The 24,826-nt window shown below is 53.6% G+C and carries 20 protein-coding genes; 16 read left to right on the top strand and 4 right to left on the bottom strand.

What is annotated here, in order from left to right; translation table 11 throughout:
• The 6 genes from DNH61_RS21265 (at position 1) to DNH61_RS21240 (ending at position 6,814) form a co-directional block, all read left to right on the top strand.
• On the top strand, positions 1 to 1,044 hold the full coding sequence (locus DNH61_RS21265) for an ABC transporter permease (protein WP_111148822.1): 1,044 nt from the start codon (positions 1 to 3) through the stop codon (positions 1,042 to 1,044).
• On the top strand, positions 1,034 to 1,993 hold the full coding sequence (yjfF, locus tag DNH61_RS21260) for a galactofuranose ABC transporter, permease protein YjfF (protein WP_111148821.1): 960 nt from the start codon (positions 1,034 to 1,036) through the stop codon (positions 1,991 to 1,993). The genes DNH61_RS21265 and yjfF overlap by 11 nt, the downstream gene beginning before the upstream one ends.
• A 74-nt stretch (positions 1,994 to 2,067) precedes the next feature.
• Positions 2,068 to 3,114: an ABC transporter substrate-binding protein gene (locus tag DNH61_RS21255; protein ID WP_111148820.1), complete on the top strand. Its 1,047-nt coding sequence runs from the start codon at positions 2,068 to 2,070 to the stop codon at positions 3,112 to 3,114.
• Positions 3,115 to 3,332: 218 nt separating this feature from the next.
• Positions 3,333 to 4,253: an ABC transporter permease gene (locus tag DNH61_RS21250; RefSeq protein ID WP_111148819.1), complete on the top strand. Its 921-nt coding sequence runs from the start codon at positions 3,333 to 3,335 to the stop codon at positions 4,251 to 4,253.
• Positions 4,254 to 4,267: 14 nt separating this feature from the next.
• Positions 4,268 to 5,161, top strand: a complete 894-nt coding sequence (locus DNH61_RS21245) for a carbohydrate ABC transporter permease (RefSeq protein WP_111148818.1) — start codon at positions 4,268 to 4,270, stop codon at positions 5,159 to 5,161.
• A gap of 54 nt (positions 5,162 to 5,215) precedes the next feature.
• A complete protein-coding gene (locus tag DNH61_RS21240) occupies positions 5,216 to 6,814 on the top strand; it encodes an extracellular solute-binding protein (protein ID WP_111148817.1) in 1,599 nt (532 codons plus the stop codon).
• Between the two features lie 160 nt (positions 6,815 to 6,974).
• Here DNH61_RS21240 and DNH61_RS21235 read toward each other — a convergent pair whose 3' ends face one another.
• Positions 6,975 to 9,191, bottom strand: a complete 2,217-nt coding sequence (locus tag DNH61_RS21235; RefSeq protein WP_181438812.1) for a helix-turn-helix domain-containing protein — start codon at positions 9,189 to 9,191, stop codon at positions 6,975 to 6,977.
• A gap of 280 nt (positions 9,192 to 9,471) precedes the next feature.
• Here DNH61_RS21235 and DNH61_RS21230 point away from each other — a divergent pair, with 280 nt between their 5' ends.
• From DNH61_RS21230 to DNH61_RS21215, 4 genes are read left to right on the top strand one after another with little or no spacing between them, the layout of a single operon-like run.
• On the top strand, positions 9,472 to 10,350 hold the full coding sequence (locus DNH61_RS21230; protein WP_111148815.1) for an ATP-binding cassette domain-containing protein: 879 nt from the start codon (positions 9,472 to 9,474) through the stop codon (positions 10,348 to 10,350).
• Positions 10,347 to 10,811: a hypothetical protein gene (locus DNH61_RS21225; RefSeq protein WP_111148814.1), complete on the top strand. Its 465-nt coding sequence runs from the start codon at positions 10,347 to 10,349 to the stop codon at positions 10,809 to 10,811. Before DNH61_RS21230 ends, DNH61_RS21225 begins: the two co-directional genes overlap by 4 nt.
• A gap of 27 nt (positions 10,812 to 10,838) precedes the next feature.
• Positions 10,839 to 11,423: a hypothetical protein gene (locus DNH61_RS21220; RefSeq protein ID WP_111148813.1), complete on the top strand. Its 585-nt coding sequence runs from the start codon at positions 10,839 to 10,841 to the stop codon at positions 11,421 to 11,423.
• Between the two features lie 14 nt (positions 11,424 to 11,437).
• Positions 11,438 to 12,124, top strand: a complete 687-nt coding sequence (locus DNH61_RS21215; RefSeq protein WP_146241110.1) for a hypothetical protein — start codon at positions 11,438 to 11,440, stop codon at positions 12,122 to 12,124.
• A gap of 446 nt (positions 12,125 to 12,570) precedes the next feature.
• Here the strand turns inward: DNH61_RS21215 and DNH61_RS21210 are convergent, their stop codons facing one another.
• Positions 12,571 to 13,020, bottom strand: coding sequence for a GNAT family N-acetyltransferase (locus tag DNH61_RS21210; RefSeq protein WP_111148811.1), 450 nt, complete (start codon positions 13,018 to 13,020; stop codon positions 12,571 to 12,573).
• A 211-nt stretch (positions 13,021 to 13,231) separates the two neighbouring features.
• Here DNH61_RS21210 and DNH61_RS21205 point away from each other — a divergent pair, with 211 nt between their 5' ends.
• Entirely contained in the window at positions 13,232 to 15,481 is a 2,250-nt protein-coding gene (locus DNH61_RS21205) for a helix-turn-helix domain-containing protein (RefSeq protein WP_111148810.1), read from the top strand.
• Between the two features lie 15 nt (positions 15,482 to 15,496).
• Here DNH61_RS21205 and DNH61_RS21200 read toward each other — a convergent pair whose 3' ends face one another.
• A complete protein-coding gene (locus DNH61_RS21200) occupies positions 15,497 to 16,381 on the bottom strand; it encodes a carbohydrate ABC transporter permease (RefSeq protein WP_111148809.1) in 885 nt (294 codons plus the stop codon).
• A 393-nt stretch (positions 16,382 to 16,774) separates the two neighbouring features.
• Between DNH61_RS21200 and DNH61_RS21195 the strand changes: the two genes are divergently transcribed.
• From DNH61_RS21195 to DNH61_RS21175, 5 genes are all read left to right on the top strand, one after another.
• Complete coding sequence (locus DNH61_RS21195) at positions 16,775 to 17,632, top strand: ABC transporter permease (RefSeq protein WP_281272428.1); 858 nt, start codon at positions 16,775 to 16,777, stop codon at positions 17,630 to 17,632.
• Positions 17,633 to 17,696: 64 nt separating this feature from the next.
• Positions 17,697 to 19,217 carry an extracellular solute-binding protein gene (locus DNH61_RS21190; RefSeq protein ID WP_111148807.1) on the top strand — a complete coding sequence of 507 codons (1,521 nt, stop codon included), beginning with the start codon at positions 17,697 to 17,699 and terminating at the stop codon, positions 19,215 to 19,217.
• Positions 19,218 to 19,316: 99 nt separating this feature from the next.
• Entirely contained in the window at positions 19,317 to 20,435 is a 1,119-nt protein-coding gene (locus DNH61_RS21185; protein WP_111148864.1) for a glycoside hydrolase family 88/105 protein, read from the top strand.
• Positions 20,436 to 20,476: 41 nt separating this feature from the next.
• A complete protein-coding gene (locus DNH61_RS21180; RefSeq protein ID WP_425452295.1) occupies positions 20,477 to 21,844 on the top strand; it encodes a glycoside hydrolase family 28 protein in 1,368 nt (455 codons plus the stop codon).
• Between the two features lie 39 nt (positions 21,845 to 21,883).
• A complete protein-coding gene (locus tag DNH61_RS21175; RefSeq protein WP_111148806.1) occupies positions 21,884 to 23,470 on the top strand; it encodes a glycoside hydrolase family 43 protein in 1,587 nt (528 codons plus the stop codon).
• Between the two features lie 185 nt (positions 23,471 to 23,655).
• Here the strand turns inward: DNH61_RS21175 and DNH61_RS21170 are convergent, their stop codons facing one another.
• Positions 23,656 to 24,630: an aldo/keto reductase family protein gene (locus DNH61_RS21170; protein ID WP_111148862.1), complete on the bottom strand. Its 975-nt coding sequence runs from the start codon at positions 24,628 to 24,630 to the stop codon at positions 23,656 to 23,658.
• Positions 24,631 to 24,826: the final 196 nt, after the last annotated feature.

The raw sequence follows: 24,826 nt of genomic DNA, 5'->3' as shown, positions 1-24,826 counted from the left end.
ATGGCAAACAAGCTGATCAAGCACCATCTGTTCTGGCCGCTGTCCGTGCTGGCGGCGCTCCTTCTCTTTAACCTGCTGTACTCTCCAGACTTCTTCAGGATTGTTGTCCGTGACGGCAATCTGTATGGCAGTCTGATCGATATCCTGAACTTCGGCGCCCCGCTGATCCTGGTCTCCATCGGCATGACGCTGGTTATAGCGACCAAAGGCATTGATCTGTCCGTGGGCTCGGTTGTTGCTATATCCGGGGCGGTCGCTTGTCTCATCGTAAGCCAAGCCTCTGACCAGAGCGCAATGGGCGTGATCTGGACGGCAATTGCAAGCAGCCTGCTGCTTGCGGTACTGCTGGGCGTCTGGAATGGAGTGCTTGTATCTGCCGCAAGGATACAGCCTATTATTGCTACCCTGATTCTAATGGTTGCAGGCCGCGGTATTGCGCAGCTTATCACGAGCGGGCAGATTATCACGGTATCCAGCGCACCGTATCAGTTCATCGGAGCGGGATCGTTCCTGTCACTGCCGTTCTCGATCTTTATTGTAGGAGCGGTGCTGCTCATCGCCGCGCTTCTGGCAAGGAAGACTGCACTGGGCTTGTTCATCGAGTCGGTTGGCAGCAATCCACGGGCCAGCCGGCTGGCTGGTCTGCGCTCGGGTACGGTTATCCTGTCGGTATACATGTTCTGCAGCCTGTGTGCGGGTATAGCCGGCATCATCCTATCCTCCAATGTTTCCAGTGCGGACGGGAATAATGCCGGACTGTGGTATGAGCTGGATGCGATACTCGCTGTCGTAATCGGCGGAACCTCGCTGAACGGAGGCCGGTTTTACTTAATGGGAACCGTTGTGGGCGCTCTGATAATCCAGACACTCACGACCACGATTTATATGATTGGCGTCCCGCCCGAAATCACGCTGGTCGTCAAGGCCTTCGTCGTGCTTGCCGTTTGCCTGATTCAGTCCGAGGCATTCCGCAAGTCCATTATGCACCGCTGGAAGAAGCGGAAATACCCGGCCGAACAGGAGGTTGCCACTCATGCTTCTTAACCGCAAATATATCCCGGTGCTCGTGACATTTGGCTTGTTCCTGGCCATGTTCGCGGCAGGGTCCTTCCGGTATACGGGATTTTTCTCGAGCCAGGTGCTGCTGAATTTGTTCATTGATAATGCGTTCCTGATTATAACGGCGGTAGGCATGACCTTCGTCATCGTCTCAGGAGGGATTGACCTGTCAGTAGGCTCGGTCATCGCCTTGACGACAATGGTCAGTGCGGCGCTGGTTCAGCAGCAGGGATGGCCGCCGTCCGTTGTTATTCCGCTGGTTCTTATTATGGGGGCCGTATTTGGCTCGATTATGGGGGCCATTATTCACTATTTCAACATCCAGCCGTTCATCGTTACACTGGCAGGCATGTTTCTGGCAAGAGGTCTATGTTATGTAATCAGCATTAATACCATCACAATTGATAATGCATTCTATACTTCGGCCGCTCAAACGAAGATCAGCCTGCCGGGCGGAAGCTATATCTCCGTCAGTGTCGTCATTGCGCTTGCCGTCGTCCTCTTCGCCATCTATATGGCGCACTATACACGCACCGGGCGCAATGTATATGCGATTGGGGGCAGTGAGCAGTCTGCTGTTCTTATGGGTCTGCCGGTCGCCCGGACGAAGATTCTAGTCTATACGTTCAGCGGATTCTGTTCCGCTCTGGCCGGCGTCGTCTTTACGTTCTATATGCTGTCAGGCTATGGGCTGCATGCGGTGGGCCTGGAGCTGGATACGATCGCCGCTGTCGTCATAGGGGGAACACTGCTGACCGGGGGAGTCGGCTATATTGCCGGTACGGTGATTGGCGTATTGATTCAAGGGGTTATCCAAACTATAATCAGTTTTGAAGGGACGCTCAGCTCCTGGTGGACGAAGATTGTCATCGGACTGCTGTTGTTCGTATTCATTTTACTGCAAAGGGTTCTGAGCGAGAGACGCTTGACATGATCGGCATGGCAGCCGGCTTAAGCAGTACTGCTTGCGTGTAATGGCTGCCCTTACACATCTATGGGGGGTAAGCCATGAAGAACGTGCTTGTCGGACTATTCGCAGTTATCGTGCTTCTCGCTCTGCCAAGCTGCTTAACATCCGATATGGAGCAGCAGCTGCCGCCGAACGAGGTGCTGGCACCATCCGCGCCCGGCTTCGATGAATGGGTATCCACGCACGCAAGGAGCAGTGAAGCGCCGATTACGCTGGGATTTTCGCAGCTCGGCAGTGAAAGTGCATGGAGGATGGCCAACACTGCTTCCATCGAGGAGGCTGCAGTTGAGTCCGGCATTACCTTGATGATGAAGAACGCGGAGCAATCCCAGGAAAAGCAGTTTGAAGTCATCCGTTCTTTCATCGAGATGAACGTTGATGTGATAGCGATTGCCCCTGTCGTCGAGACGGGCTGGGACGAGATCCTGGAGGAGGCTGCGCAGGCCGGAATTCCCGTCATCATTGTGGACCGCTCGGTTGATGTAAGGGATCCATCCCTATTCGTGACCACCATCGGCTCAGACTTCTATGAGGAAGGGGTCAAGGCCGGGAAATATCTGCTGGACAAAGTGTCCAATCGCCCGGGCCCGATCCGGGTCGTTGAGCTCCAGGGCACCGTCGGCTCAACCCCGTCCATCCAGCGGGGGCAGGGCTTTCTCGACACGATCAGCAGCAGAAGCGATATTACGGTGACGTACAGCGCTTTTGCTGATTTTACGGAGGCAAAAGGGAAAGCGATGATGCAGCAGATTCTGAAGCAATCGCCAGGCGAACCTCCACATGTCCTCTATGCTCATAATGACGACATGGCGCTTGGAGCTATTGAAGCGATTGAGGAGGCAGGCCTCGCGCCTGGAACCGATATTATCGTGATCTCTGTGGATGGAACGCGCAGAGCCTTAGAGAAATTAGCGGCAGGCAAGCTGAATGCCGTCGTCGAATGCAACCCGCTGCTTGGTCCGCAGGTCATGCAGGCCACGAAGGAAATCATGGCCGGACGCACGCTGCCCAAGCGCATGGTGCCCAAAGAGGATATATTCACCCAGGAACGGGCTAAGGAAGAGCTTCATAACCGGAAATTTTAAGATGAGATCACTGTCTGCGGACGGTGGTCTTATTTTTTTGTCAGCCGGGTTGCGGGCTTGTGCTTGTGCACGATGCTGCTCCTGTACATGAAAGTCAGAATTGTTCACTGCAGATAACACCGATTTGGTCAGGATTGACCTGCATGTTCACTATTCGCCTCGGCTGCGGTCTTCTATAGTTGGTTTCAAGAACCTGCAAGATAAAGGGGGACGTAACTATGAAGAAACAAGGGATTCTGCATGAGCTGTACACCAACAGAATCCTGTTCCTGATGCTTCTGCCTACACTTCTCTACTTCTTCATCAACAACTACCTGCCGATGATCGGGATTTACTACGGATTCGTCCAGTTCGATTTCAATACCAGCCTGTTCAATATGGAATTCGTGGGATTCAAGAATTTTGAGTTTCTATGGAAGTCCGGCAAGCTGATGGAGCTGACCTTGAATACGGTCGGGTATAATCTGGCTTTCATTGTACTGGGGAATGTGCTGTCCATTACGGTGGCGGTTCTGCTGAGTGAGGTGAAGGGCAGATGGTTCAAGAAGATCTCACAGTCCATCCTGTTCCTTCCCTACTTCGTATCCTTCGTCATTCTGAGCGTCATCGTGTTTAATCTCTTCAATTACGAGCAGGGCGTGCTGAACACCGTGCTGCAGCAGCTCGGCTTTGAACCGGTGGACGTGTACAGCAAGCCGAAGCTGTGGATTTTCTTCATCATCATCTTCTACCTGTGGAAGAACTTCGGCTACAGCATGGTCATTTATCTGGCGTCCATAACGGGCATTAGTGAAGATTATTACGAAGCGGCCAAAATCGACGGTGCCAACAGCTTCCAGAGGGCCTGGCATATCACCGTCCCGATGCTGAAGAATACCTTCGTGATCCTGCTGCTGTTCGCGCTCGGCAGCATTATGAAGGGGCAGTTTGACCTGTTCTACCAGATGGTGGGGAACAACGGGCTTCTGTACAGCACGACCGATATTCTTGATACGTATGTTTACCGCTCGCTGCGCGTAACGTTTGACATGGGCATGGCCACCGCGGCTGGCGTGTACCAGTCGCTGTTCGGCTTCACGCTTATTATCGTGGTGAATGCAGTCATCCGCAAAATCAATAAGGAGTATGCATTGTTCTAAAGGAGGGGGTTCCTGTGAAAATAAAGGAGGACAGCTCGACCATCTGGTTCCGCCTGATCGCCTATGCCGTTGTCATTACGGGCAGCATACTCTGCCTGCTGCCCTTCCTGCTGATTGTGTCGGCCTCGCTTACCAGCAATGAATCGATCCTGACCGAGGGCTACAGCATTATACCGGCTGACTTCTCCTGGGAGGGCTACCGAATCATCTTCCAGGTGCCGGGTGAAGTGCTGCAGGCTTACGGCGTCACGATATTCGTGACGGTCACGGGTACCGCGCTCGGACTGCTGCTGATGACGATGGCCGGGTATGTGCTGCAGCGCAAGGACTTCAAGTACCGCAACTATTTCTCCTTCTTCATCTACTTCACTACCCTGTTCGGGGGCGGGCTCGTTCCTTACTACATGCTGATTACCAACTACCTGAAGTTCACCGATACGATGTATGCCTTGATCTGGCCATCCCTCATGACACCGTTCCTGATTATTCTGATGCGCAGCTTTATTAACTCGGCGGTTCCCGATGAAGTCATCGAGTCTTCCAAGATCGACGGGGCGAACGACTTTGTCATCTACTACCGGATCGTGCTGCCGCTTGCTGTTCCGGGGCTGGCGACCATCGGCCTGTTCCTGGCGCTCCATTACTGGAATGACTGGTTCTCCTCGGCCCTGTTCATCAGCGACGTAACCAAATACCAGCTGCAGTTCTATCTGTACAACATCATCAATACCTCGGCGTTTCTGACCAATATTGGAGCGGGCGCAGGGGTGACCTTGTCCGAGGGAGTGCCTTCCGAATCGATGAAAATGGCCATGGCCATTGTCGTGACAGGGCCCATTCTGCTGCTGTATCCGTTTATCCAGCGGTATTTTGTCAAAGGCCTGACCGTAGGTGCTGTTAAAGGTTAGAACTGGACTGATTCTCCAGCTGACATACAGACTGATCGACAAGGGAGGATTCATATGACAGGCACAAAGAAGAAAGCTATAAGCCTTATGTTAACGGCCGTTATGTCACTCTCACTCTTCACGGCTTGCAGCGGCGGGGGGAATGGCGGCAGCGGAAACAGTGGCAATAACGGAGGCAGCGGCACACCCGCTAATACGCCGGCGGCAGCGGATGCAGCTAACGAGCAGGCGGGAATCGATACCTCGAAGAAGGTGGAGCTGCAGTTCTACATGCTGGGCAACGCGCCGAAGGATCTGCCCAAGATTCAGGAACAGATTAACAAGATGGCGCTGGAGGACCTGAATGCGACAGTCAAGTTCAACTATACAACCTGGACGGACTGGGATCAGAAGTATAAGCTGCTACTCTCGACAGGGCAGGCCGTGGACCTGATTTTTACGGCGGATTGGACACAGTACCAGCAGTACGCGAAGAAAGGCGCCTTTCTGGCGCTCGATGATCTGCTGCCCAAGGCAGCGCCGGAGCTGCAGGCATTCGTGCCGCAGGAGATGTGGGATGCGGTGCGCATTGACGGCAGCATCTACACCGTCCCTGCAACCTACAAGGAATATGTGACTGGCGGTTTTGTGTGGCGGGAGGATCTGCGGGAGAAATACGATCTGCCTGTACCCGTGGATATTCCGACGTTTGAAGCCTATCTGGAGGGCATTAAGCAGCATGAGCCGAAGCTCCAGCCTCTGGCGATCGGGGCAGCTGTGGATGCCGCCCTGCAGGATTCCTACCTGGATATCAAGCGCAGAGCAGTGGGCCCTATGCAGTACGGGGTGTTTGCTTCCTATGACGAGCCGGGTGAACCAGTGTCCTACTGGGGCTCGCCTGAGCATCTGGAGGATCTGAAGACGTACAAGAGCTGGGCGGACAAAGGCTATTTTTCCAAAAACGAGCTCAACGAAACCGAATCGAGCCAGGATAAACTGGTGAACGGCACGGCGGCGGCCATGCTGAACGACAATCCCGTGCGCTATAACCAAACCTCCAGCAGAATGAAATCGCTTCACCCGGATTGGGAGCTGGGGTACACGCCGTATGGCCTGACGAATGGCTACGCAACGCCTGTTCACCCGATTCATAACGGCTTTGCGATCCCGAAGAGCAGCAGGAATGCGGAGCGCGCGCTTGCATTTTATGAGAAGCTGGTGACGGATAAACGGTATAATCTGCTGACGCAGTATGGCGCCCTGGGCGTCAACTATACAGTGGAGGACGGCTACTACAAGATGCTGGGCGATGCGAACAGCAACGGCTTCCCGCGTGAAGGGATGAACGGCTGGGCGTGGCGCAACCCCGAGTTTATGCTGTTCGAACCGAGCTACGAGGGTGTACAAAAGATTTTCGACGAGCTGGATAAGATCCAGAAGCCGGATATATACACAGGGTTCGCCGAGGATTATACGGAGTATCAGGCGGAGAGAGCAGCTCTCGAGCAGGTGGAGAAGCAGTACCTGTTCCCGCTGATGGCCGGTCAGGTTGCCGATGTGGAAGCAGGGCTGAAGACGTTCATGGACAAAGCCAGACAGGCGGGGCTGGATAAAGTTCAGGAGGCGTACAAGAAGCAGTGGCTGGCCTATCTCACCGAGAAGGGCATTCAGTAAGCTGGGGGTGACGGAGGCTGAGTGCCTCCTCCCACACGATCAGCAGCGCCTATAGGACAGCGGGGTGTCCCACTAGTCATCAAGGATGACAGTGGGACACCCGTATTTAGTTTGGGTTATACACAGACAGCACGCACTTCGATTGTATAACGAAGAGATTCTAACGGCCGGCCTTACGGAATTCCGCGGGGGTGACGCCGTTGATTTTCTTGAATATGCGGTGAAAATAGGAGCTGTTCGAGTAGCCGGTCCGCTCGGCTATATCCGTAATCGGGAGCTCGCTGTCCGTCAGCAGCTCCTTGGCTTTCCCGATTCGGACGTAATTGATCCTGTCGACGATGGAGGTGAAGGCCTGCTGGCGGTAAACGCGGCTGACATGGCAGGTGGACAGCTTCAATTCATCCGCTATGCTGTTCAGACTGAGATTTGGATCGCTGTAACGAGTCATGATGATGTCATTAATTTTACGGACCAGCTCTCCCTGCTTACCGTTACGTCTGTCCGCAAGCTTCACCTTCAGGCGGTCAAAGAGGCCGTGGAAGGCTGTAATCATCTCAGCCAGGGTATCAAACTGCTCAATTCTCGGGATAATCAGATCGGTACCCAGACCAAGCTGCGGGGAGCCGTTTCGTTCAATCTCTGTGAGCATGTGCTCAAGCGTTACCGACAGATGCGCAGCCGCAGCACGTGCAGCTGGATAAGAGTAGGCCGCTGTCTCCTGCATGATGTCTTGGAGAAGCACCTTGGCGTCATCTGTTTTCCCCGTGGTCAAGGCTTCAATTAACCGCTTCTCCTTCCCCAGCGGGAACAAATACTTGTGGTCTGCGATAAGCGGGACAGCCTCCATTATCGCTCCCCTGCCCCTGAAGAATCGCTGGCTTGAAGCTTCCCTGGCAAGCTTGTACATGCGGTGAAGCTCATGCGGGTCAAGTGTTACTGGCGTTATGGTGATGGTCAGTTCAACACGGAGATATTCCATGCATGCCTTCTGAATATCCTGAAGCATTGACTGATGCCATTCGGCAGGGGCTTGCGCTTCTTCGCCGGTATTGATCAGCATTAGAATGCCGCCTTCATCAAGATCAACGGAGTCTACCGAATACTGCCTGGAGCAGATTTCTGTTGCGATATTCATGACAGCGAATTTGTAGGTTTGCAGGTCCTTGTTCACATCCTGTTTCATCGGGGATTCAATTAGCAGATAGGCCAGCCGGTAGGGCAGCGTGAGATCAAAGGCAATACCAAGCCGCTTCAGCTTGGCAGCCTGGACCGCTGGATCAAATCCTTGGATCTGAATCAGTTTGCGCATCGTGTTTTGCCGGACGGTATAGCTGCTGTTCCGCTTCTCTGTTTCGAGGTCTTTCATCTGTTTTTCGATTTTGTTAATGGGGGCGTAGAGAAATCTGGACACAAGCCACGCGAGCAGCAGCCCGACAGTCAAGACGACACCTACAGTAGTAAGCGTTTTCAAACGGAGGCTGCCCATTTTTTTCGTGATATCACTATAGGAAATGATACGTACATAATGCCAATCATACGGATCGGGCGCTGTGTAGGTAATCAATGATTTCTTATGGCCGAAATCTGCAATCCGGTAACCGGATTCCTTGCTCGCAGTGAGCTGTTGGATCATGCGGAGGTCCGCAGTATGCAGGGTCACCTGACTTAAATCATCCGCTGACAGAACCGTCTGGCGGTCATCAACGAACAGGGTGACACTGTTCTCGTCCTGCTGGCTGATGAGCTCCTGATTAATCCAGGAAGCCGCTATATTCACGATGACGGCCGAGTTAATCTCCCGGTTGAAGCCAATCGCTTCGTAGCAGAGATAGGTATAGACGCTGATATCTGCTTCCTGCTGAACAGGGGAAGGTATAATTCTCGGGATGGGGGTGAACGGCTTATATTGATCGTAGCTGCCCAAGATATCGGCGATGCTCTGGTCCTTGAGCTCATTTTCCTGAATTATTCCCTTCTGTCCGCTCTGGCCCGCTATATAATACCGCTGCGAGGCGGGATTGTACACATAGATCGAATGGATGAACGGCATGGTGGTCAGGTAATTATTCAAATCAATCATCGCAGCCTGAGTGTCGAATGGATGGGGATCGTTGTAATAGAGAAGCTTCGCTATGGCACTGTTCCGGTAAATCTGGAATGCCACCGCCTGGGCGCTTTCCGTTGTTTTGGCGACGGTTCTCCCGGTTTGCCTCAAGTTAGCGAGAGCTGATTCGTACGCTTCATGCTGTAGGATCTGTGTGAAGGTCATGTAATAAATCGAGGAGCTTGCGAGCACGGATAATACGATGCACAGCGTGATGCCAAGCAGCAGGTTTACATACAGCTTGCCGTTTCGTCTAATCCGGTTAAAACGCAATACGGGCCGCCTCCTTCTGTACGCCGGGTATCCGCCCGGCTGTTCGTGTGCATTACAGCTTGCAGGATATGATCTTGGCAGTGGTTTGTTTCGTATGGTATTCATTTGAGCCGGGATTTAGAAGCTGTGAGCATTCTCACGACAGCAGGTAGGTTCTGATTGTTAGTCCCTCAGACATGAACGATGTATGAACGATAGCGGGCGATAAAGGATTTTCTCGCAATTAATAGAAAATATTGGGATGTGACAAGGAAAGTATAAGGTGCTATGAGGTGAACCTATGCAGATTCAAATTGAACAGATCAGCAAGCAGTATAACAGGAAGAGCTATGCGCTGCAGAACATTACTCTGGACATAGGGCAGGGCGTATGCGGCCTGCTTGGCCGTAATGGAGCGGGCAAGACAACCCTGATGCGTATTCTGACGGGTATTCTGGAGGCATCCTCTGGCAGCGTGAGTGTAGATGGGATGCTGATGACCCCGAAGAACCGCACCCGGCTGCAGAGTCTCATCGGTTATCTTCCTCAGGAGGTGGGCTTTTACCCGAATTTGACAGTCAGGGAGACGATGGATTACATCGCTATACTTCACGGGGTGAACGGCAGAAGCAGGCGTGCTGGTATAAGGGCCGCGCTTGAGAATGTGAATCTCGACCGGCACGCGGAGAAGAAAGTAAGGGAGCTGTCGGGCGGCATGAGGCGCCGGCTCGGCATTGCCCAGGCGATTATTCACGAGCCGGAGCTGCTTATCGTCGATGAACCGACAACAGGGGTGGATCCGGAGGAGCGGATATCCATCCGGAATTTGCTGGCAGAATATGCGGGCCGCAGGACCGTTATTTTATCGACTCATATCATTGAAGATATTGCCCAGTCCTCCAGGCAGGTAGCTGTACTGGACCGGGGCTTGCTCAAATATCAGGGCGACCTCGGCAGCATGATCCGTGAAGCTGCGGGCGTCGTATGGGAATGCAGGCTTCCGCTGGGCGAGGATTATAGAAGTCTGCTGCCGGAATATATGCTGGTTGCGAGTCACTATATGGAGGACGGGATCAAGCTTCGGGTGCTTGGCAGCAAGCAGCCGCCGGTAGAGAGCACTCAGGTACCCCCGACCGCAGAGGATGCTTATATCTGGATGATTGGCGGGTTAGCCCAATGACGACAGCGTTCAAGGTAGCCTGGTTTGAATTTCTGTATCAGGTGAAGAGCAAGTTTTTTATTTTGGGCATGCTTGTTATGCTCGCCTTTCTGTGGAACGAGTTTGCTCCTTATATCATGCACCTTCCGATAGATGACGACGAAGACATCAGGCAGCTGCGGACAGCAGGTGTCCATAACGACATGCTGTTCGTAGAAGTATCTCCGGAACAAACCCTGGCCGCTGTCATAGAGCACATGGAGAGCTATTCGTTATCCGCAGAAAATGACCTGGCTGCCAGAGAGCTGGCCGCCGAAGAGAAGAACCAGGGCCTTTCCCTGCAGGAGGCGGACAGGCTGATCAGAGAGCGGTACCCGTCCTTTGTTCCCCAGTGGGAGATATTTGTGGAGGAGCAAGGGCACCGTCTGGGGACTGGGGAGGAGATCGTGCCGGTATTCCGGAGCTATTACGGTGAGCATTAGTTCAGCAATGAATTCGAGGCTCTATGGGTGGACCGGCTCCAGATCATGCTCTCGTTCCTGTCCATTCCTGCGTGCCTGATGCTCTTCTTCAAGGACCGGCGGTTTCATACGACCGAGTGGCTGCGGGCAAAGCCTGTCGCTGGCTTGAAATATGTGACCGGCAAGTACTGCGGTACGGTGCTTGCATGGATGCTGCCAGCCATTGTGCTAACTTCGGCAGTCAACGTGTGGCTTGGCACACAGTTCACAGCACAAGGATACGCCTATCGTTTTGGGGCTTTATTTTTGGGAATGGCTGTACTCGCATTGCCTGCTTTTATGCTTGCGGGAGCAGTTATTATTGTGCTGGGATTTCTACTGCATAATGAGATGGCTGCTCTGCCGGTCTTTCTCGTATACCTTCTGTTCAATATTACATCAGGTGCATTTGCGGCTGACCCTGTGCATCCGCTTAGGTCTATCAAGTTTCTCATTCGGCTGGACGGGGCTGCTTTTGCTGACTGGATGGCGTTCATTCCAAGGCAGGGCTTACAGCTGGCCGTTATAGCTATCGTGCTGTTAGCCGGGCGAATGTGGGGCAAGCAGGGCTTTGACGGGAAGGGGCGGTTATAACGATGAGGTTTATTATGTATCAAGTGAAAATCCTCTTTTCACCGGTAAAATGGCTGCTGACTGGCGCTTTTATCTCATGTATCCCTTTTATGTTTTATGCGCCTACTGCCAGGGACGTGCTCAAATTGTTCGAGATTTACCTGCCATTCGCCGGAATTATTCTGCTGCCGGATGTATATTGGGCGGATCACTACGCCCGTGCAGCGGAAGTGCTCGCCACCCGGAGACACCGCGGGCTTCTGCTGGTTGGATGCAGGTTTATGGTCCTGTTTATGTTCCTGCTCTCGATGCTGCTGTTAGGCTGGCTTCTGCTCCGATTGAATTTGTCGCCCCACGGCTACCGGTTCTCCGAAGAAGGCATACCCTTGGTCAAGCTGCTGTATGTTGCGGTGCCCGGTATGCTGTTCGTAGGATCGCTGGCTGTGCTGACGGGTGCCTTCTTACGATCGCCGGAGGCGGGTTATTTACTTGGGCTGGTGTATTGGATGTTCTGGAATGTGAATATGGAGCTGGACACGGTGCTTAACCTGTTTGTGTATGCTAATGGCTTCAACGCAGCTCAGTCCAAAACGGCATTATTTATGCTAAGTACCCTGTTTATAGCTGCCAGCAGCTATTTCATCCTTCGTCCGGCTGAGCCGTTCAAGCTGCTTGGCTCCTTGAGGAACCTCCTGTCGAAGGCGCTGGACCGTATGGTCTGAATGTCGGTAGCGCTGGACCGTATGGTCTGATGTCGAAGACGCTGGGCCGTATGGCCCGAGGCAATCAGCTTTTGCAATTCATGAGACGTTGTAGAGGGGATGGCGGATTCAGGCGGGATGATGATACTTGGTGCCCGGCAGGCGTGCGGTTTGAGGCTACTGCACAGCATCCTGATTCTCTAACGAAAGTGAGCAGCGCTATTGGAGCAATATTGCGTATTTCTCAAGTCTAACGAAAGTGAGCAGCCTTATTAGCCCTGAGATGAGCTCAAGACGGTTCTTTTCACCAAATAGCGCTTCTAGGATTCGTTAGAATATCGAAATGAGGTCATACAGCTGAAATAAGGTTGCCAGGATTCGTTAGAGATTAATGCGGGGCGGCGATAGTGGAAAAGATGAATGCTGCCCCGCCGACCCCAGCATCCTTCCGGCCGCCAGCCTCCCGTTCAGCCCCACTGCACCAGCATATTAATATGCGGGATGCCGTCTTCGAGGTAAGGCTGGGAGGTTGTCTTGAAGCCGAAGGACTGATAGAAGCCCTCCAGATGTGCCTGCGCCGATATGCGAACTGCCGGCTCATTCAGCTCATGCCGCACATAATGCAGCGCCTTCCCGACCAGCTCCGATGCAATCCCCTTCCTCCTGTAATCCTCTGCGACCAGTACTCTTCCGAGTGACGCTTCCGCATACGAAACGCCAGCCGGCAGGATGCGAAGATAGGCGATGATGCGCCCGGCTTCGTCTGACTGGTACAGATGATAGGACGCGAGATCCTTTCCATCTACCTCTTGATAAGGGCAGTTCTGTTCCACCACGAATACTTGGGTTCTCTCCTGCAGAATGCGGTACAGCTCCGATTTGGTCAGCTCGTCATAATGCTTGATGCTCCAGTCCAACGTTAATCACTTCATCCTTCCCCTTTAGCTTCCACCTTCCGATGATACCCGAAAACCGGACGAACCAAAAGGCCGCCGGCCTGACTTTTTCAGTCGCATGCTGCTACCCTTTCCATTCTCCTGCTAAACGAGTAAAATTTTTGGTAGATAGAGGGCAGATGATGCTATACTAAATCTGCGTCTTACAAAAACATTCACAGGGAGTTAAATGATGAAGAAAAGCAAAACCTTCTACAACATGTTCATTCCCATTCTCCTGCTCAGTATGGTGCTTGTGTTCAGCTTCGGCAGCTACATCTACTATGCCACGATCGGTTCGGTGGTTGAACGCATCAGCGCCAGCCAGCAGGGCCTGATTACGCAGATCCGCAATACGATGGAGCAGAAGATCCAGTCAATTGAATACGCTTTCAACACTTACAGCACCACCAAATCCTTCAGCGACGTGATCGGGAGCCCGATGACGGCGGAGGATTTCGAAGCTTACAGGGAGCTTAATACCCAGTTGAACTATATTGCCAGCATGAGTCTGGAGGGTATTCAGTATTCCCTGATCAGCCTTGAGGAGAACTGGAGCATCCGCAACGGTTCGCTGTCCCGGCTGACCGAAGAGGCCCGCAAAGAGATATACCGCAGCTACATAGAGGATGACAAGGAGGGGCTGTTCTGGGTGAAAACGGATCACGGCATCCGTTTTGTGCAAGCGCTTCCTATGTACTCCAAAGTGAAAAAAGCGCTGGCTCTGTCGGATATATCACGCCAGACACTGGATCGGACGCTGCACACAAAGCCGGACACTTCCGTCTTCATCCTGAACAAGCGGGGGGAGCTGCTGTATGCCGCTGACAGTGGCGAAGACGTGCTCTCCCAGGGCCAGATCCGCCAGATCAGAGAGCGGGTTGCAGAAGCCGGCATGCCTCAAACCGGCGAATTGGAGCTGCAGGGGGAGGAAGCTGGGCCGGTAACCGCTATCTATGCAAAATCAGCCTATAACAACTGGACCTATGTGACGCTGCTGGATGAGCAGGAGGTGAGCGGGGCATTAGCCGCGACTCGTATCGGTCTGGTCGTTATGGGGATTGTCATAATGCTGCTTATTGTCGTAGCGGCCTATTTCCTGTCCATGCACCTCGCCAAGCCGTTCCGCCGAATTCAGAGCAGGCTGGCCGGAAGCGACGAGCCGATGCAGAAGGATGAAGTGGACTGGATTATCCGGTCGATTGATTCCATTGTAACGGAGAAGGAAAGTCTGGAGAACCTGATGGAGCTGGAAAAGCCGAAGCTGGAGACCCAGTTCATGCTCAATCTGCTTCATAACCGGCTGGCCCGGGAAGAAGCGGAGCGGAGCATGGAGAGGTTCGGCTATGCCGCAGGAGCAGATACGCTGTTCGCAGTTATGCTGTTCCAGCTGGACAGCTACGGAGACAGTCAGCCCTCGGATAAGGATGTGCTGCTGCTTACCGTTAACAAGCTGGTGCAGGAGGTTGTGCCGCCAGAGGGCAGAATGCTTCCGGTCGTGCTGAATGAGCGGACGCAGGCGACCGTTCTGATCTTCAGCAGGGACAGCGCAGACCAAGCGCAGAAGCAGATCCTGCAGTATGCCAAGACGGTAATCAAGGCCACCCGTGAGAACTGGGGGTTCTCTGTCAGCGCAGGCATCAGCAGCTTGTACGGCGATGTTCTCAGCAGCAAGGACGCCTGCGAAATGAGCCTGCAAGCCCTGCACCAGAGGCTGAAGCTTGGCAAGGAATCGGTCATATTCTTCGATGATATATCGACCGACATGCAGGGCCCGATGCTGCTGCATTATCCGGCTGAGCTGGAGGCGAAGCTGTTCGATGCGATCAGGCTGGGAGACGAGCAGGAGATATCGCGCTATCTGTACCCGCTGCTCGCCAACATGATGAAGCACAGCAGGCACCCGATGAACCTGGAGGTAAATCTGATCCGCTTCGTCAACAACCTGATCCAGCTGGAGCAGCTGATGGGAGCGGAGGTGCTGCTGACGCCGAACAACGCTGACCTGTACCACCGGCTGCTGAATACCCGGAATCCCGAGGAGATCGAGCGGATGCTGGTGGAAGAGGTTATTCAGCCGATGGTCCGGACGATGAGAGAGCGCACCAGCCAGCAGTTCCGGTCCATAGCGGATAAAATCGCAGCCATCGTCCGTACCGAATATGATCAGGATCTGTCACTGGATTCAATCAGTGACCGCCTGCATTACAGTCCCAACTACCTGAGCAGCATCTTTAAGAAGGAATACGGCGTCACATTCAGCGATTACGTGCTGAACTACCGGGTTGAGATGGCCAAGAAATGGCTGATCGAGACCGATATGACGATCAAGGATATCGCAGAGCGGCTGCGCTACCAGAATTCCCAGAACTTCATCCGGTCCTTCCGGAGGAAGGAATATGTGACGCCGGGTGAATACCGCAAGAAGATGAAGGCCGTGTGAACGACGCCGGGATGATCAGCCCTTGACCGCACCCAGCAGAGCACCCTTCGTAAAATGCTTCTGGACGAACGGATAGGCGATCAGCATCGGCACCGTAGCGACAACGATGACCGCCATCTTGATCGTCTGCGCCGGCGGCACGACATCAACGGAGTTGTTCTCAGCGGCCATGCCGCTTGCGACGATGACAATTTGGCGGAGCAGCACCTGCAGCGGCCATTTGGCCGAATCGGTCAGGTACAGGATGGCTGTCATATACGTGTTCCAGTAGGTGACGGCATAGAACAGCGACAGCGTGGCGATGGACGGCAGCGCGAGCGGGAGCATGATTTTCCACAGAATCCCCAGATCGTTAGCGCCGTCTATCTTCGCTGATTCCTCCAGACTGTCCGGCAGGGCCTGGAAGAAGTTCCGCATGATGATCAGGTTAAAGGCATTGATGGCAACCGGAACAATCAGCGACCAGTAGGAATCGATCAGCCCGACAGCCTTAACGACAAGGAAGGTCGGGATCATGCCGCCGCTGAACAGCATGGAGAACAGGACGAGGAAGTTGATGAAGCTTCTTCCATACAGATATCTGCGGGATAAGCCGTAAGCCATCAGTGCCGTCAGCACCATACTGACAAGTGTGCCGACCAGCGTCGTGCCAATCGAGACCCCAAGCCCCTTGAAGATGGTTGGCGTTGAGAAGATATAGCGGTAAGCGTCGAGGGAGAAGGTTGTCGGGAACAGGATGAACTTCTTCTCGACGATCTCCTGCGTGGAAGCGAAGGAGCTGGCGATCACGTTCACGAAGGGCAGGAGGCAGGCGAGTGAGATGAGGAGCAGCAGCGTATAGTTGATGATGTCAAAGATCCGGCTTCCAAGTGTTGGTTTCTTCATTACGGATGTTGTCATGGCATATATCCTCCTAAAGTAATCGTTTACATTATCACCTTAGCAAGCGGATGGCATTCCGTATATAATCATGTCCTATGGCCTGCTGCAGCAGGCAAACAGGCGGGCGGGAGCGCAGCTGGAGAAGAATAATCCTGATCCCGGATAATAAGCAGCAGCTACATGGAGCCGCTTGTCCCGCCGCGTTATCAGAGCTGGCGATAGCAAATGATTATATACGTAATAGCGGATCAGCGGGTAACCTTGCCTTGTACCCACGATGCCAAGCAAGGAGGTCGACAGCCCGTGAAGACTGCGGAAGCACCACTCATTCCGTTGCAAGTCAAACAAAAGAAGAAGAGAGAGCCGCTTCAACTGTTCAAGAGCCTGAGGAAACATAAGCTGCTGTATTTAATGATTCTTCCGGGGTTTATTTACTTTGTAATCTTCAAGTACTTTCCGATGGGCGGACTGATTATTTCATTCCAGGATTATCAGCCGTTTCTGGGGATCTCGGAGAGCCCTTGGGTAGGGTTCAAGCATTTTGAGCGCTTGTTCACCGAACCGACATTCGTCATGCTGCTGCGCAATACACTGGTGCTGTTCGCGATGGAGATTGTCTTCTTTTTCCCGCTGCCCATTCTCCTCGCCGTCATGCTCAATGAAGTCAGGCACAAGCTGTTCAAGAATTCGATTCAAACGATGATCTACATTCCGCATTTCATGTCCTGGGTCATTATCGTTTCCATCTCGTATGTGTTCCTTAATGTGGACGGCGGCGTGGTGAATCAGATTCTGGAGGCCATGGGCTTGCAGAAGATCAGCTTCCTCACTTCACCGGAATGGCTTCGCCCAATGTACATCGCACAGATCATATGGAAAGAGGTTGGCTGGTCAACGATCATCTATCTGGCGGCCATAACGGTTGTCGATACGCAGCTCTATGAAGCGGCGGAGATGGATGGGGCCACCCGTCTGCGGAAAATGTGGCATGTCACCCTGCCGGCTATCCGGCCCGTCATTATCACGCTGCTGATCCTGAAGATCGGCAACACGCTGGAGCTTGGCTTCGAGCATATGTACCTGCTGCTTAACTCGCTGAACCGTGAAGTCGGGGAAATCTTCGATACGTACATCTATACAGCCGGTTTGAAGAACGGACAGCTGAGCTTCAGTACAACAGTCGGCTTGTTCAAGGGGCTGGTAGGATTAATACTCGTTATGGCAGCCAACAGGCTGGCCAAGAAATTTGGCGAGGACGGGGTCTATTAATCTATGGCAGCGCAGATCAGTGCAGATGCCAATACATTATTTTAGCGGAAAAGGGGACACGGATATGAAACGAAAATCGATTCGTATGATGGCGTTAACACTAGGCTTCGGTCTGCTGCTCAGTGCATGCAGCGGCACGCAAACAGGAGGCAGCGCAGGAGAGGCTCCTGCCGCAGACGGCAAAGACGGCAAAGCGACAATCACCTGGCTGAACATTTTGCATACGCCTGCGCCTCCTACCGATACCATTCTGAACAAAATTGAAGAGGCGACAAATACGAATATTGAATTCTCCTGGATACCGGATGCCTCCAAGGAGGAGCGCTTGAATACATCTCTTGCATCCGATTCGCTGGCTGATATTGTAACGCTGACCATTCTGGACAATTCCTCGGTCCGCAATGCCTTGAAGGCAGGGATGTTCTGGGAAGTAGGTCCTTATCTGGATGAATTCCCGAACCTTGCGGCAATCTCGCCGGAGATGCGCACATCAGCATCGATTGACGGCAAGCTGTACGGCGTACCCATGCAGAAGCAGGTGGCCCGCAATGGGGTCGTGATCCGCAAGGATTGGCTCGACAAGCTGGGGCTTGAGGTTCCGAAGACAACGGATGAACTGATGCAGGTTGCGAAAGCATTCACCGAGCAGGACCCTGACGGCAATGGCGTTAAGGATACGACCGGATTTGTGGACCGCAGTGATCTTGTATACGGAGCATTCAAGACGCTCAGCTCTTATTTTGGCACGCCGAGCGTATGGAGTGTCAGTGAGGATGGCAAGGTTACCCCGGAGTTTGAGTCGGAAGGCTATATCAAGACAATGGATTATATGAAACAGCTTTATGAAGGCGGTTACATTAACCAGGACTTTGCTGTTACCGCAAAGACCGACCAGCAGCAGAATTTCTCGCAGGGCAAGGCCGGCATCTATGTTGGTGCGCTCTTTGACAGCAAGAACCTGCTGAACGATGCCAAGGGCATTCAGGACAATATGGAGCTCGTTCTGGTGAATGATATTACATCCACAGGCAATGAGAGCGACCGGGCGATCTGGTCGACAACCAACGGCGTCGGCGGCCTGCTCGCCTTCCCGAGATCCGAGGTGAAGGACGAGGAAGAGCTGAAGAGAGTGCTGAAGTTCGTGAATGACCTGATGTCGGAGGAAGTCTACGCGCTTATGACATACGGAATTGAAGGCGTCCATTACACAGCTGACGAGCAGAAGGCAGCGACGATTACCGATACCAGCCTGTGGGAGCAGGAAGTACAGCCGTTTGCCGGATCGCGCCCGAAGGAGCCGGGTTATGAGATTCACGATGCAAACCCGCTGAAGGCCGAAGCGGACCGTCTGATACAGGAGAATACTGAGTATGCGGTGCTTAATCCCATGTTCTCCCTGGAATCGCCGACATTCTCCTCGCAGGGCTCCGAGCTGCAGAAGATAATTACGGATGCTACCTACAAGTATATTCTCGGGAAAATCACGCTGGATGATTTCAAAGCAGCCGTCAGCAGCTGGAGGAAGGCTGGCGGCGACCAGATTATTGCTGAGTATGAAGCAGCTTACAAAGCGGTAAACGGCTAAGAAGGCAATATGGCCGGGGGCTGTTTTGCCGGCAATCTTACAGCCATTCCGTGCTGCCAGGCGGCAGGCGGAATGGTTGTTCTTACAGGAGGAACGGCTATGGAACAAGTGAAATGGGCGGTTAGAACGGCGGAATCGATTATGGAGCGTACGCCGAAGCTTTATGAGGATAAGGGCTACAACGGCAAATGGTCTTATGATTACGGCGTTATCCTGAAGGGCTTTGAACGGCTGGCGGGACTGACTGGCGACCAGCGGTATTTGCAGTACATACAGGAGAATATGGATTATTTCATCGGGGAAGACGGATCGGTGCGGGGCTACAGCCCGCTTGAATACAATATCGATCATCTGAACAACGGCAAGCTGCTGTTCGGGCTTCACCGGGAAACCGGCGGAGCGAAATACAAGCAGGCGGCTGCTTTGCTGCGGAGCCAGCTGGATCATCATCCCCGCACATCGGAGGGAGCATTCTGGCATAAGCAGATTTATCCCTATCAGATCTGGCTGGACGGTCTCTATATGGGAGCTCCGTTCTATCTGGAATATACGCTGGCCTTCGAGGATGGCAGCCGCGTAGATGATGTGACAAGGCAGTTCATTCTGTGTGAGAAGCATACGAAGGACAAGGAAACCGGACTGCTCTATCATGCGTGGGATGAGAAGCGTGTGCAGCCATGGTGTGATCCGGAGACCGGCCTGTCGCCAAACTTCTGGGGCAGGTCGCTGGGCTGGTACGTGATGGCCCTTGCCGATGTGCTTGAGCTTCTGCCCGCGGAACATAAGGACTACGCTGAGCTGACACGAATCCTAAGCGAAACGCTCACTGCGCTCCGCGTTTTCCAGGACAGGGACAGCGGTGTGTGGTATCAGGTTGTCGACAAGGGAGGGCGCAAAGGCAATTATCTGGAAGCCTCCGCTACCAGCATGATTACCTATGCGATAGCCAAGGGCATGCGGCTCGGCCTGCTTGGCGGGGAGTGGCAGAGCACGCTTGATTGGGCTTATGCAGGTCTAATTGCAGAGTTTGTACTGGAAACGAAGCAGGGCTGGGTTAACCTGAACAAAACCTGCCAGGTAGCCGGTTTAGGCGGAAAGGATCAGCGTGACGGCACGTATGCGTATTACATCAGCGAGCCGATCATTACGAACGACCAGAAGGGGCTTGGCGCCTTCCTGCTCGCCTGCACGGAATATGAATATGCGCAGCGGCGCTGATACAAGGTTTGCGCAGCTGCCAAGGGAGAGGTGAAGGGATCATGTTTTTTAATATCATGGAGTATGGAGCAAGGAAGAATGCGCCAGGTCTATCGACGGGGGCGATTGCGGCTGCAATAGATGCCGCAGCGGCAGCCGGAGGCGGTACTGTGTATGTTCCTGCTGGCGTCTACCGCACAGGGGCGGTTGTTCTGAAGAGCAATATTGAGCTGCACTTAAGTTCCGGCGCAGTGCTTTCGTTCAGCGACCAGCCGGAGGATTATCCTGTTGTGCGCTCAAGCTGGGAAGGTGTCAGGCGTGAGGTGCATGTCTCCTGCATCTATGGAAAGGATCTGGAGAATGTGTCCATTACAGGCTCAGGCAGGCTTGAGGGAAATGGGCAGGCGTGGTGGGATAAGCAGCGGAACCGCCCGGAAGAGCTGCACTATCCGCGCCCTAAGCTGATTAGTCTGGAGAGCTGCCGAAGAGTGACGCTGCGCGATATTACGCTGACCAATTCGCCAAGCTGGACGGTTCATCCGCTGCTGTGCCAGGATGTTACCATTGACAATCTGTCGATTCTGAATCCGGCGGTTTCGCCGAATACGGACGGGATTAATCCCGAATCCTGCACGAATGTACGCATCAGCAGCTGTCATATTGACGTAGGGGATGACTGCATTGCCATCAAATCCGGTACCGAGGATACGAAGGAACGGATGCCTTGTGAGAACATTACCATAACAGGCTGTACGATGGTTCATGGTCACGGCGGGGTCGTGATCGGCAGTGAGATGAGCGGCAGCGTCCGCAATGTCGTCATTACGAACTGCGTGTTCAAGCAGACGGACCGGGGCATTCGCCTCAAGTCCAGACGCGGCCGGGGAGGCATCGTCGAGGACATCCGGGTGAGCAATATCGTCATGGAGGATGTCATCTGTCCGTTCATCATGAATCTCTATTATTTCTGCGGACCGCGCGGCAAGGACAAATATGTCTGGGACAAAAATCCTTATCCGGTAACGGAGGAGACGCCGCAGTTCCGCCGTATTCATTTTGCCAATATTACGGCCCGGGGCGTTCATGCGGCAGCAGGGTTCATCTATGGCTTGGCTGAACAGTATGTATCCGAGGTTACGTTCGATAACATTGACATCTCCATGGCTGAGCAGGCGGTTCCAGGACATCCCGCTATGATGGCGGGCCTTGCAGAAATGAATAACCGCGGCTTCTTCCTTGGCAATGTGAGAGATATCCGGTTCCGCGGCGTGACGATTGAGAACCACGAGGGGCCGGCCTTTTATGTGGAGAATGGCGAAGGGATTGAGCTTGAGCAGTGCAGCTCGAGAAATACGAAGCAGACCGAGCAGCTGCTGGAGCAGGTCACGGTTTTGCCGTCACAGGAGGATATGACCACGCCGCAGCATTAACCGCTGCGGTCAAATGAAGGCTAAAGGAGGCGAGCGCAGATGGTGGCTGGCAGCAAAGCAGTAAGCGTGATCCGTAACCCGGTTCTGCCCGGCTTCAATCCTGATCCCTGTATGATAAGGGTGGGGGACACTTACTATATTGCCGTATCATCGTTTGAGTGGCTGCCCGGCATCCGGGTGTACCAGTCGGATAACCTGGCGGAATGGGAGTACTGTACGGATATTTTGACAGATCAGGTGGACTTAAGGGGCAATCCGAGAAACTGCAGCATCTGGGCGCCGCAGCTCAGCTGGCATGACGGGCTGTTCTATCTCCTGTATACCGATGTGAAGAGCACGAAGCGGCCGTTCAAGGACTGCCACAACTATTTAATAACCACGCCGTCCATTCATGGTCCGTGGTCGGAGCCCGTGTACCTGAACAGCAGCGGCTTCGATCCGTCCCTGTTCCATGACGATGACGGGCGGAAGTGGCTGCTTAACGCCCTGTGGGATTACCGGATTACAGAAGGCAACAAATCAAGCGGAATTGTCATTCAGGAGTATGATCCGGCAGCGCGCCGGCTGACGGGAAAGCCCCGCAAGCTGTTCGACTGTACGCCGCTTAAGAAGACAGAAGCTCCGCATATCTATAAGCGGGGAGGCTATTACTACCTCATCACGGCAGAGGGAGGAACGGGCAGCGGCCATGCTGTCACGGTGGCGCGGTCAAGAGAGCTGCTTGGTGAGTACGAGGTTGACCCTTTTAATCCGATGCTCACCTCGCGCGACAATCCGGAGCTGGCACTGCAGTGCGCCGGCCATGGCAGCTTGGTTGAGACACCAGCGGGAGAATGGTATATGGCACACCTGTGCACCCGTCCGGTTGAAGGCCAATACGCCATTCTTGGCAGAGAGACAGCACTGCAGCAGGTCTATTGGAACGAAGAGGGCTGGCTTCGGCTTACCGCTGGCGGAAGCTCTCCGCAGACGGAGGTGCCGATGCCTGCTGGTGCAGTGCTGAAGGGAACAGGCAGCCTGGACTTCAGCGATGAATTCGACGGACCGGGGCTGAAGCCGCAGTGGAACACACTCCGCATCCTGCCTGATGAGAGCTGGTGCTCGCTAACGCAGCGGCCTGGTTACTTGAGGATCACGGCAGGGGAGTCGGTTCAGAGCTTGTTCCGCCACCATATTGCGGCGCTCCGGCAGACGAGCAGGTCGTTCCGGGCAGAGACCGCTCTCGAATATGAACCGTCGATATATTTGCAGATGGCCGGACTTATGCTCTACTTAAATGAGGAGAATTACTGGTACGCCTATATCAGCCATGAAGAGGGACGGGGCAGAGTACTGAGGCTGATGCGGTGCGAGCGGGACGAGTTTACGGCCAGCCCTTGCCTTGTTGATCTACCGGAAGGAGTTCCGGTAGTTCTGGCAGTAGATGTCAACGGGGTGAACGGGCAGTTCTGTTACCGTACACAGGCGGAGGGCGAGTGGCTGGCCCTCGGCGGGCCACAGCATGTCGGCTTCCTGTCCGGCGGATTTACCGGCAATTTCATCGGTATTGCAGCCCATGATATGAATCAGTTTGGCGGGAGCTATGCCGACTTTGCATATTTTCGGTATCAGGCGAGAGATGAATAAATAAGCTAGGGCTATAACCTATAAAGGAACTTTCCTTGGTAAACGGAGAAACGACCAGGAGTTCATTCGTTTGGATGAATCCTGCATTTGAGAACATTCTTAGATGCCGAAGAAGGCCTGCCAACGTCAATAACCGGCAGGCCTTCTTCGTTATGCAAAATTTCGGGCGCTTCCGTCATCCCCGCTTATCTGGCCGGAGCAAAGTCCTTAACCCGTTCCAGAACAGCTTCAATCGCATCCAGGCTGTCCTGCGTAAGGGTGAATTCAACAGCCTTGACATTCTCCTCAATCTGGTCCGGCCGGCTGGCCCCGATCAAGGCCGAGCTGACGCCAGGCTGGCGGAGCACCCAGGCGAGCGAGAGCTGTGACAAGCTCATGCCAAGCTTTTTGGCAATAGAGTCAAGTTCCTGAACGCACTCCAGCACGTCATTGCGCAGATAGCTTCGGATGACCTGGTTTACACTGTCATTAGCCGCGCGGCTTCCGGAGGGGAGCTCTTGCCCGGGCTTATATTTGCCGGTCAGGATACCCTGCGCCAGCGGCGAGAAGACGATCTGACCGATTCCTTCCCGTTCACTGACTGGCAGCACTTCCTGCTCGATATAGCGTTCGAACATGTTGTAGATAGGCTGGTTGGAGATGAGCGGGCGCAGGTTCAGTCGTTTGCTGATGCCAGCTGCATCCGCAATCTGGGCAGCGCTCCATTCACTGACGGCGGAGTATAGAATTTTACCCTGCGCTGTCAGATCGTCAAGTGCCCGGAGGGTCTCCTCCAGTGGCGTCTCATGATCATAGCGGTGGCAGTAATAAATGTCGATATAGTCTGTGCCAAGCCTTCTTAGGCTTGCTTCACACTGCTCCATGATATGCTTGCGTGAGAGGCCGCGGTCATTCGGTCCGCTGCCCATGGGGAAGAATACCTTGGTTGAGAGCACATAGCTGGACCTGTCATAAGACCGCAGCGCAGCGCCCATCGCTTCCTCGCCTGCTCCGGTATTGTAGGCGTTGGCTGTATCGAAGAAGTTAATGCCGTGCTCAAAGGCCGAGCGGATGCACGCATCCGCAGCTTCCTGCTCGGCAGCTGTTCCATAGGTCAGCCAGCTTCCGAGACCAATTTCGCTCACCTTAATGCCGCTAGATCCTACGCGTCTGTATTTCATAGCAATCCCATCCTTCATCGTAGTATGTAAGACAGCTGCAACCACATGGTCACCCTCTATCATGTTACACCAATTCACTGTCCGGTTTAAAGTACAGCCGGGGTGTATTGGACAAGGCGGCACCGGGGTATAAAGATAAGACGGATCCAATAGAACTGCGATATGGGAAGCTGCTGGAGAACCCGGCAAGGAGAGA

It is taken from the genome of Paenibacillus sambharensis, assembly GCF_003233845.1.
Lineage (GTDB): Bacteria > Bacillota > Bacilli > Paenibacillales > Paenibacillaceae > Paenibacillus_I > Paenibacillus_I sambharensis.
Note: the sequence above shows the minus strand (reverse complement) of the source record. Positions and strands in the feature narration are given on the sequence as shown.